4 protein-coding genes are annotated in these 3,476 nt (G+C 72.5%); 2 read left to right on the forward strand and 2 right to left on the reverse strand.

Annotated features, from left to right (window positions below; translation table 11 throughout):
• Both HW445_RS32860 and HW445_RS23090 read left to right on the forward strand, forming a co-directional pair.
• A partial coding sequence (locus HW445_RS32860) for a hypothetical protein (protein ID WP_218957303.1) occupies nt 1-256 on the forward strand: 256 nt, incomplete at its 5' end.
• Nucleotides 257-267: 11 nt separating this feature from the next.
• The gene (locus HW445_RS23090) at nt 268-663 is read left to right on the forward strand and encodes a hypothetical protein (RefSeq protein ID WP_180222880.1); all 396 of its coding nucleotides are present in this window, start codon (nt 268-270) and stop codon (nt 661-663) included.
• Here HW445_RS23090 and HW445_RS23095 read toward each other — a convergent pair.
• A complete protein-coding gene (locus HW445_RS23095) occupies nt 635-1,750 on the reverse strand; it encodes an AI-2E family transporter (protein ID WP_180222881.1) in 1,116 nt (371 codons plus the stop codon). The two genes, HW445_RS23090 and HW445_RS23095, sit on opposite strands and share 29 nt — an antisense overlap.
• 125 nt (nt 1,751-1,875) lie before the next feature.
• A complete protein-coding gene (locus HW445_RS23100; RefSeq protein WP_180222882.1) occupies nt 1,876-3,315 on the reverse strand; it encodes a PepSY domain-containing protein in 1,440 nt (479 codons plus the stop codon).
• Nucleotides 3,316-3,476 lie beyond the last annotated feature (161 nt).

Here is a 3,476-nt window from a genome sequence, read left to right on the forward strand (position 1 = left end):
ACGCGCCCAGATCATCACTCGAACCACGCGAATCACGCTGCAAGGTCGACAGCGTCTGCGCACCCATGTCGAACTTCATGAAGCCTCCCCCGGTCGGGTCACCGCGAGGATCACGACCGATCCGTCGCGACAGTTCTCGTCATCTTCGCCGCCCCGGCAGCGGTCGCGCAATCGAGGCCCGCAATCGTCACAGACGCACCACAACTCGGCCTGGTTCCAGGCCATTTGGGTCGAGTCCAAGGCGGTGCGCGTCTAGGGTCGGGCCCCATGGGTGACATGTATGCCGTGGACCTGGCGCTCGATCTCGCGCCCACCGTGCCGGCCGCCGTGCTCGACGAACTGCGCTTCCACCTCGGCACCCCTGACGCCGGGAGTGGGGGAGAGCTGACCGCCCTGCTGGCAGGGCGTGGCCCGGCGCGACGCATCGGCGGGGTGCAGACCGGGGAGCTGGTCCGCGCGCGTGACGGATGGGCGCTCACGGCGCGGCAGGAACTGCACGCCGAGCTGCTGCCCGAACTCGACGCGCTGGTGGAGCGGCTGGCGCTCCACGCCAGGACCGAGGGAGTGATCGGCCAGATCAGGTTCTACGAGGAATGGGTCCCGGAACTGCTGGTCAACAGGGCCGGGACACCGGTCAGGATGCCGCTGGGTCCGCGACGGTAGCCCCGGTGTCCTCCGGTCCTTCCTCGGGCTCGCCGAGCTGTTCCCGTATGTAGTTCCACACCACCGCGATCAGCGCGGAGGCCGGCACGGCCAGCAGGCTGCCCACGATGCCCGCCAGGCTGCCGCCCAGCGTCACCGCCAGCAGGATCACCGCCGCGTGCAGGCCCAGGCCCCGGCTCTGGATCATGGGCTGGAAGACGTTGCCCTCCAGCTGCTGCACGCCGACGATGATCGCCAGCACGATCAGCGCGTCGGTCAGCCCGTTCGACACCAGCGCGATGAGCACCGCGACGAATCCGGCGAACAGGGCACCGATGACCGGCACGAAGGCGGAGACGAAGGTCAGCACCGACAGCGGCAGCACCAGCGGCACGTCGAGGATCCACAGGCCGAGACCGATGAGGACCGCGTCGATCAGTCCGACCAAGGCCTGTGACCGGATGAACGCGCCCAGGGTGTCCCAGCCCCGCTCGGCCACGGTGGGCACGTGGACGGCCAGACGGCCGGGCAGCTGACGGGTCAGCCAGGGCAGGAACCGCGGGCCGTCCTTCAGGAAGAAGAACATGAGGAACACGGCGAGCACGGCCGTGACGACGCCGTTGATGACGGTCCCCACACCGGTGGCGACGGCGGAGACCGTGGCCCCCACGCTGTTCTGAAGACGGTGCACCGCGGAGTCGAGCGCCTTGGTGATCTCCGTGTCGTCGATGTTCAACGGAGGCCCGGCGGCCCATTCCCGCAGGTGCTTGATGCCGGCGATCACGCCGTCCACCAGCTCCCCCGACTGGGACGTCACCGGCACGGCGATCAGCGCGACCACGCCCGCCGCGATCACCAGGGACACCACCGTGACCACCGAGGCCGCGAGGGCGGGAGCCCAGCCGTGCCGACGCAGGAAGCGCGCCATCGGCCAGGTGAGCGTGGTGAGGAACAGGGCGACGACCAGCGGCCAGACCACCGGCCACATCCGGCCGAGGAGCCACAGCCCCACCGTGACCATCAGCAGGACCAACAGCAGGTCGACGCTGGTGCGCGCCGACGTACGCAGGGCTGTGCGGGTTCGCGTGGCACTCAACCTGGCAGGCATGGAGCCACTTTAGAGGGCCGACGGCGGGACGCGCCTCCGCCTTCCGACGAGGGCGTGGGACGTCCGCCGCGGCACGGGCCCCGTGAGGGGCGCGGGGACCCCGGTCCCCGCGCCCCCGGCGGAGGTCAGACGCGCCGACGGCGGAAGACGCCCACGGCGACGTCCACCAGGAGGAACGCCAGCAGCGTCACTCCGAACAGCGGCAGAGCCCAGCCGACGGCCGCGACGACGGGAAGCCCGGCCAGCAGGACCGGCAGCGGCAGCTTCCGCCACGCCCCGCGGGCCGGCGGTCTGCCGAGGACGGGGCGCCCGCCGCCCCGGGTGGGCCGGCGCTGCCACCACATGCGGTAGCCCCAGAACATCACGCACATCAGCCCGACGGCGATCGCCGCCAGCGCGATCTGGTTGACGATGCCGAACAGCACGCCCATGTGGCCCTGCACGCCGAGCTTGCTCAGCTTCGCGGCGAGCGGGTGGTCGGCCCAGCGGGTGCGGTCGGTGACCTCGGCGCCTGCGACGTCGACGGCGACGCTGTCGTAGTGGACCGGCCAGGTGTTGTCGCTCTGGGCCACGGTCCAGGCCGTGTGCTCCTCGGAGGGCGGCGTGACGACGACGGTGCCGCCGAGTCCCGCGTCGCGGGCCGTCCGCAGCGCGATGTCGAAGTCCGCGGGGTCCGTCCCGGAAGAAGTGTCACCGCCCCCGCCCGCGTGCCCCGCGTGCTCGCCACCGCCCTCGGCCGGGCCCGAGCCGGGCAGGCTGGTGTCGAGCACCGGCGCCTGGCCCCGGACGGCGTCCACCGCCCGGTCGAACCGTGCCCCGGCGTACTCGGACCAGGTCAGGCCGGTGGCGCTGAGGAAGAACAGGCCGAGCGCCAGCCAGATGCCCGTCGCGGCGTGCAGGCTCCGGGTCCGGCGGACGCCACCGGCGGAGCGGTCGGGAAGCAGGACGCCACGGGCCGAGGCGGCGCGCTGCCCCCGGCTGCGCCCGATCCACAGCACCAGCCCCCCGGCGGCGACGACCCACAGCCAGCTCGCCGCGAGCTCGGAGTAGAGCGTGCCGAGGTCGCCCAGGTGCAGGCTCCGGTGGAACTCGTCCAGCCAGCTGGTGAGCGGTGTGGCCCCCCACCAGGTCGTCAGCTCGCCCTGCACCTCGGCGGTGTAGGGGTCGACGAACACGGTGCGCTGGTTCTCCCCCAGCTCCGGCAGCGACAGCACGACACGGGTGGTGTCCTCCGGGCCGGGCGGGGTCACCACCGACGCGAGCGTGCCCTCGGGGTGGGCGGCGCGGGCGGCCCGGATCTGCTCGGCCAGCGGACGCGGAGCCTCCCCCCTCTCCTCGACGGTGAGCAGGTCACCGTGGACGAGCTGGTCGAACTGGGGCGTGAAGGCGTAGAGCAGCCCGGTGAGGGCGGCGACGAACAGGAACGGCGCGACGAACACGCCGGCGTAGAAGTGCAGACGCACGATCAGCGCGCGTAAGCCGTGGCGTGAACGGCCCGAGCGGCCGCCCTCGGGGGTGCCCGAGGAGCCCGGTTCCGCGACCGGGCCGGTTTCCGTTGTGGTCATGGGTGATCCCTTGTCCGGCGCACCGGTGTCGTGACGCGGCGCGCTGTGAAAGGTGGACAGGACGAAGTCCCGCCCGGACCCGGTCCGGGCGGGAGCGGTCCGGCCGGACCCGCGCGACGCGGGCGGCCGGGATCACCACAGGAGGGCCGCGCCTGGTGCGG

Source organism: Streptomyces sp. UH6 (assembly GCF_013421635.1).
Lineage (GTDB): Bacteria > Actinomycetota > Actinomycetes > Streptomycetales > Streptomycetaceae > Streptomyces > Streptomyces abyssomicinicus.